9 protein-coding genes are annotated in these 5,885 nt (G+C 68.5%); 7 read left to right on the top strand and 2 right to left on the bottom strand.

The features are described 5' to 3' along the window. On the top strand, nt 1-495 hold a 495-nt coding region (gene ispF / locus B3587_RS05685), incomplete at its 5' end, for a 2-C-methyl-D-erythritol 2,4-cyclodiphosphate synthase (RefSeq protein WP_292727055.1). A 17-nt stretch (nt 496-512) separates the two neighbouring features. Here ispF and B3587_RS05690 read toward each other — a convergent pair. Continuing rightward, nucleotides 513-989 (bottom strand): GNAT family N-acetyltransferase, encoded by a 477-nt coding sequence (locus tag B3587_RS05690; RefSeq protein ID WP_228176838.1) that lies wholly within the window; start codon nt 987-989, stop codon nt 513-515. Nucleotides 990-1,082: 93 nt separating this feature from the next. Between B3587_RS05690 and cysS the strand changes: the two genes are divergently transcribed. The 4 genes from cysS (at nt 1,083) to B3587_RS05710 (ending at nt 4,506) form a co-directional block, all read left to right on the top strand. Beyond that, complete coding sequence (cysS, locus tag B3587_RS05695) at nt 1,083-2,516, top strand: cysteine--tRNA ligase (protein ID WP_292727058.1); 1,434 nt, start codon at nt 1,083-1,085, stop codon at nt 2,514-2,516. After that, complete coding sequence (gene rlmB, locus B3587_RS05700) at nt 2,513-3,508, top strand: 23S rRNA (guanosine(2251)-2'-O)-methyltransferase RlmB (protein ID WP_228176840.1); 996 nt, start codon at nt 2,513-2,515, stop codon at nt 3,506-3,508. The genes cysS and rlmB overlap by 4 nt, the downstream gene beginning before the upstream one ends. 83 nt (nt 3,509-3,591) lie before the next feature. Continuing rightward, on the top strand, nt 3,592-3,732 hold the full coding sequence (locus B3587_RS05705) for a hypothetical protein (RefSeq protein ID WP_292727061.1): 141 nt from the start codon (nt 3,592-3,594) through the stop codon (nt 3,730-3,732). Between the two features lie 54 nt (nt 3,733-3,786). After that, nucleotides 3,787-4,506: a helix-turn-helix domain-containing protein gene (locus B3587_RS05710; RefSeq protein ID WP_228176841.1), complete on the top strand. Its 720-nt coding sequence runs from the start codon at nt 3,787-3,789 to the stop codon at nt 4,504-4,506. A gap of 33 nt (nt 4,507-4,539) precedes the next feature. Here B3587_RS05710 and B3587_RS05715 read toward each other — a convergent pair whose 3' ends face one another. Further along, on the bottom strand, nt 4,540-5,067 hold the full coding sequence (locus B3587_RS05715; RefSeq protein ID WP_292727063.1) for a zinc-binding dehydrogenase: 528 nt from the start codon (nt 5,065-5,067) through the stop codon (nt 4,540-4,542). Here B3587_RS05715 and B3587_RS05720 point away from each other — a divergent pair. Then, complete coding sequence (locus B3587_RS05720; protein WP_292727066.1) at nt 5,006-5,551, top strand: 2-oxo acid dehydrogenase subunit E2; 546 nt, start codon at nt 5,006-5,008, stop codon at nt 5,549-5,551. The genes B3587_RS05715 and B3587_RS05720 overlap by 62 nt on opposite strands. A gap of 112 nt (nt 5,552-5,663) precedes the next feature. Beyond that, nucleotides 5,664-5,885 (top strand): NAD(P)H-binding protein (locus B3587_RS05725; RefSeq protein WP_292727065.1); only part of this gene is annotated, 222 nt, incomplete at its 3' end.

Here is a 5,885-nt window from a genome sequence, read left to right on the forward strand (position 1 = left end):
GCACCGCTGGGTGAGCCGGCGCTGCCGCGCGTGGGTATCGGAACCGATGTCCACGCCTTCGGCGGTGACGGATCGCTGTGGCTCGCCGGGCTCGAGTGGCCGGGCGAGCAGGCGTTGTCGGGACACTCAGACGGAGACGCGGTGGCTCATGCGATCGTCGACGCGCTCCTGGCGGCATCCGGGCTCGGCGACATCGGCACCCACTTCGGCACCGACCGTCCGGAGTACGGCGGGGCCCACGCTGAGGCCTTTCTGGGCAGGACTCTTGCGCTGCTCGGCGAGGCGGGTTTGCGTGTCGGCAACGTCTCGGTCCAGGTTCAGGCGCGCCGGCCACGACTCGCTGGGCGTCGTGCCGAGGCAGAGGCTGTGCTCTCACGGGCCCTCGGCGGTGCCCCTGTGTCGGTCTCGGCCACAACGACTGACGGGCTCGGTTTCACCGGCGCCGGCGAGGGCGTCGCGGCCTTCGCGGTCGCGCTGGTGGTCCCCGCGCGTTAGTTCGGATTTGCGCGCTGCTACAGCTTCTTCGTCATGAAGAGGGAGTACGGGTCGAGCACGTAGCTGCCGAACGGCTCGCAGCGTGCGAAGCCCGCCGACTCATAGAGTCGCTGCGCCGGCAGAAACTCCGGCGTCGAGCCCGTCTCGAGCCACAGCGCCGACATGCCGCGACGGCGCGCCTGGTCGATCAGGTGCTCGAGCATCGCGCGCCCGATACCCGTGCCACGATGGCTGTCTGCGACACGCATCGACTTGAGCTCGCCGTTGTCTTCGTCGAGCTGAGCAAGCGCGCCGACGCCGGCAAGCTCGCCGGCGACCCACGCCGACCACACCTGGACGGAGGGCTGCTCGAGCCCGCTGAGATCCAGAGCGTGGCAACTCTCCTCGGGCGAGATCGAGCGCATGTCCGACAGGTGAGCGGCGATCAGCGCTCGGGTCGGCTCGCCGCTGAGGTCATCGAGGCGGATGTCGAGCGCTGCGGAAGAGGAGGGCACGTCCACAGTTCTACCCCAGATCCCCGCTTGTCCGGGGCGCCGGCTGCGTGGCACCACGGCGGCTTCCGAGGGCCCCGCCGGTAGGCTGAAGGGATGACGGATGCGGTGACGGCTGAGAGGCAGGGCGCTCTGCAGCTTTACGACACCCGCGCTCAGCAACTCCGCGTTTTCGCGCCGCTGGATCCGGGCAATGTCACCGTCTATGTGTGCGGGCCCACCGTGCAGTCCGGGCCGCACATCGGCCACCTGCGCGGTGGCCTTGCCTTCGACATCCTGCGCCGCTGGCTCGCCCATCGCCATGGCCGCGTGACCTTCGTGCGCAATGTCACTGACATCGACGACAAAGTGCTCGATAACGCCACCGAGTCAGAGCCCTGGTGGGCGCTGGCCTACCGGGTCGAGCAGGAATTCGCCGCCGCCTATGCTGCGATCGGCATCCTCCCGCCGACGTACGAGCCGCGGGCTACCGGATCGATCCCGCAGATGATCGCGCTCATCGATCAGCTGATCAGCACGGGTCACGCCTACGCGGCCGAGCCGGGGACTGACGCTGCCGGTGACGTGTACTTCGACGTGCGCTCGTGGGCTGAATACGGCGAGCTGACGCGTCAGTCGATCGACGACATGGCGCCGGCCGCTGATGCCGATCCGCGGGGCAAGCGCGACGTGCGCGACTTCGCGCTCTGGAAGGGCGCGAAGTCTGACGAACCCGCGGATGCCACGTGGGATTCGCCGTGGGGGCGGGGGCGCCCCGGATGGCACATCGAGTGCTCGGCCATGGCGCGCCGCTACCTGGGCGACGAGTTCGACATCCACGGCGGTGGCCTCGACCTGCGCTTCCCGCACCACGAGAACGAACTCGCCCAGTCCAGTGCGGCAGGCGACGGGTTCGCCCGCTACTGGGTGCACAACGGACTGGTCACTGTCGAGGGCCAGAAGATGTCGAAGTCGCTCGGAAACTTCGTGCTCGCACGGGACGTGCTGGCCGAGCACGATCCCCTCGTCGTGCGGTATGCCCTGGCCGCCGCCCACTATCGATCGAGCCTCGATCTCTCGGCTAAGTCCTTCGACGAGGCCGAGGCAGCGCTTGGCCGCATCCGGACCTTCCTCGAGCGGGTCGCTCGGCACGGAGCCCTCGTGGAGACATCGGTGATCGATTCGGCGTTCGCCGCGGCAATGGATGACGACCTCGGCGTGCCGCAGGCCCTGGCGATCGTCCACGAGCGAGTCCGCGAAGGCAACACCGCACTCGATGCCGGCGACGCCGAGACGGCACGAGCGCTGGCGGGCGAGGTTGCCAGACTGACCGGCATCCTCGGACTCAACCCTCTCGACCCGCAGTGGGCATCACGATCAGGCCCGGAGGCTCCGGCGCTGGATGCTCTGCTGCAGGAACTCATCGAGCAGCGCGCTCGCGCGCGCGCAGAAAAAGACTGGGCCGCGGCCGACCGCATTCGCGACGCGATCGCGGCTGCCGGAGTCACGCTCGAAGATGGGCCCGACGGAACGCATTGGAGCATCGCATGAGCAAGCCAGGGCGCCCCGGCGCACGCAAGTCCACCAAGAAGGGGGCAACCAAGGGCTCGGGCGGCCAGGGCCGCAAGTCCCTCGAAGGCAAGGGCCCGACCCCCAAGGCCGAGGACCGCAGTTGGCACGTCGCCGGCAAACGCAAGGCTGCGCAGGAACGTTACGCCGCCGCCGGAGGCACGGGGCGGCCCGGGGCGCGCGTCGCGGGCTCGAACCCGAACCGGGGTGGTCGTCCGAAGCAGAGCGATGACACCGAGACCGTGACGGGACGCAACTCCGTCTTGGAGGCGCTGCGAACGCGCATCCCGGCCACCGCGTTCTACATCGCCCAGCGCGTGGAGATGGATGACCGCGTCAAGGAGATGCTGTCGATCGCGGCGCACCGAGAGATTCCCGTGCTCGAGGTCACGAGGCCCGAACTTGACCGGATGGCAGGTTTCGACGGCGTGCACCAGGGCGTGGCGCTCAAGGTGCCGCCGTACGAGTACGCGCATCCCCAGGACCTGCTGGAGAACGTGATCGAGACGGGGCAGCTGCCGCTGCTTGTCGCGCTGGACGGCGTGACCGATCCGCGAAACCTCGGCGCCATCATCCGATCTACTGCGGCCTTCGGCGGCCAGGGCGTCATCATTCCACAGCGCCGCTCGGCCGGGGTCAACTCGGCGGCGTGGAAGACCTCAGCCGGAGCAGCAGCTCGCATCCCCGTGGCCATCGCCCCGAACCTCACCACAACCCTCAAGGAGTTCAAGAAGCAGGGTGTATTCGTGCTCGGCCTCGACGGTGACGGCGACGTGTCACTTCCCGCGCTTGAGCTCGCCGATCGCCCCGTCGTGATCGTCGTCGGCTCGGAGGGCAAGGGGCTCTCACGCCTGGTAACCGAGACGTGCGACCAGATCGTGTCGATTCCCATCTCGGCGGCCACCGAGTCCCTGAACGCCGGAATCGCGGCATCCGTCGCGCTGTACCAGGTATCGACGCTGCGGGCCGACTAGACCGGGCCGAGGAGAGCGCAGCGGCGGCGCCGAGATCGACGCCGCCGCTGCGCACCCTGAATGCTGCGCCGTATCAGTCCTTCTTGGAGCAATACGAACGACACACTCCGGGGGGCAAGCTCGCGACGATGGCCGACGTGGTGGATGCTACGCAATTCCTATTGCGCAACCGCGGCGTTTCCGCGGTCAACCTGCCGGTCGACCGGGGAACCGTCCTGGTGTGAGACGCGGCGGTCCGAGGTCGTGCGCATGTCCTGCCCTAGAATGAGCGGACGTTCGTGGCTGACCAGTGGCCGCGCTGGTGGGAGATCATGACCGAGGGCCTGGGAGCCAAGCTCCGCGAGGTGCGCACCGCGAAGGGAATGAGCCTTCGCTCGCTCGCGCAAGCGCTCGGAGTTTCGGCGTCGCTGATCTCGCAGGTCGAGATCGGTAAGACGCAGCCCTCAGTGTCGACACTGTTCGCCATGGCGAACCACCTCGGAGTGTCGCTGGACGAGCTGGTCGGTAACGTTCCCACCGCGGGCCCCTCGCCCGTTGCCCCGGCCCCCGCAGCGCCGGACGCTTCGACCGTCCGGCGCGCTGCAGAGTACCCCGTGATCGAGATGGAGAACGGCGTTCGCTGGGAGAAGCTCGCGAGTGTTCCCGGCGGTCCTGCCGATGCGCTCCTGGTGACCTACCAGCCCGGGGCGAGCAGTTCGGTGGAGGACCGGCTCATGCGCCACGCCGGGGTCGAGTACGCCTACCTTCTCGAGGGTGAACTCACGCTGCAACTGGATTTCGACACCTATGTGCTTGGCCCGGGCGACTCGCTGAGCTTTGACTCCATGCGGCCGCACTTGTTCGTGAACCACTCGGACACCATTGCTCGCGGCGTATGGTTCGTGTTCGGCCGCAGGCCCCAGAACGAGACGCTGCCCGTGGCTCCCGGGGCCGCATCTCAGCCCGCTGTTCCGGCATCCGCCGTCGACGTGTTGCGCGCGATGGAACGACTGCCCTGATCCGGTTGACGGAGCCTGCGCGGGTCGCTCGCGTCAGGCCTGTGCGCGGCCGTGGACGGCTGCTCTGCGGTGCTCGGTCCAGGGGTCGATCAGTGTCTTGACCTGACCGGGAGCGCCGCTCAGTAGCGGCTGGAGCGCCCCGTCCACGACCTCACTCAGGGGGAGGACTTCGGCGGCGACATCCGTCCAGTCACCGCGCTCTGCGAGCAGTCGGACGGCTTCGGGGATGTCGTCCCGGTACACGTGCGCGACGGTGCCCACGATCGTGTACTCGCGAAGGGTCCACGAGCCGAGCGGCAGCCCCGGCTCACCGCGCTGGATGCCGACGGGAACGATCGTTGCGCCCGGGCTGGCAGCTTCGAGCACCGACGCGAGGCCCGGCGCAGACCCCGAAACCTCGAAGAAGACATCGGGGACGATCCCGCGTTCGCTGAGCGCTTCGCTCAGGCTCTGGCCTCCGGCCTGCAGGGTATCTGCGGCCCCGAGTGCCCGCCGCCAGATCAACGCGGCCCATGCCGCCAAGGTCTCGGTCAACGACCTGGTGGTGAAAGCGGTGGCCACCGCCCTACGCGAGGTCCCCGAAGCCAACGCCATCTGGATGCCAGACGCGACGCGGCAGTTCTCCTCGGTGGAGATCGCGGTAGCCGTTTCTGTCGACGGGGGGCTTCTCACACCCGTCGTGCGCGGAGTCGACCGGATGCCGCTCAGCGAACTGAGCGCCGCGATCCGCGACCTCGCCGATCGGGCGCGCGCGGGCCGGATCAAGCAGCACGAGCTCGAGGGTGGCTCGTTCTCGGTGTCGAACCTCGGGATGTACGGCACGAGCGAGTTCTCGGCGATCCTGAATCCGCCCCACGCGGGCATCCTCGCTGTCGGAGCGGCCGAGAAGCGGCCGGTCGTCGGTGCGGATGATGCTCTCGAGGTCGCCACGATGATGACCGTGACGCTCTCCGCCGACCACCGAGTGCTCGACGGTGCACTGGCAGCGCAGTGGCTCGCCGCCTTCCAGCGACGGATCGAGAACCCCGTTTCCATCCTGATCTAGGCCCGGCTGCATCGCTCGCGGGCCGGAGCGGCGCGAAGATGGAATACGGGACATAGCAGTCGGGGTTGGTGTCAGAGAGTGCCCCGCGCACTCCATCGACGAAAGGATGACCATGGCACGAATCGCAGTGCTCGGCGGAACCGGATACGCCGGATCGCACATCGTGAAGGAAGCCGTCGATCGCGGCCACACCGTCGTGTCGGTGGCGCGGGTCGCGCCGGCAGAGCGGATCCACGGTGCCACCTACATCGAGGGGACCCTGCTCGACATCCCGGGTCTTGTCGCCGAACTCGAGGGCGTCGACGTCGTAGTCAGCGCGGTCCCCGGTCGCGGA

It is taken from the genome of Microbacterium sp. UBA837, assembly GCF_002296025.1.
Classification (GTDB): Bacteria; Actinomycetota; Actinomycetes; order Actinomycetales; family Microbacteriaceae; genus Microbacterium.

Excerpts from the sequence above, each read along its gene's own strand:
- cysS (WP_292727058.1), top strand. The coding sequence starts at position 1,083 with ATGACGGATGCGGTGACGGCTGAGAGGCAGGGCGCTCTGCAGCTTTAC.
- rlmB (WP_228176840.1), top strand. The coding sequence starts at position 2,513 with ATGAGCAAGCCAGGGCGCCCCGGCGCACGCAAGTCCACCAAGAAGGGG.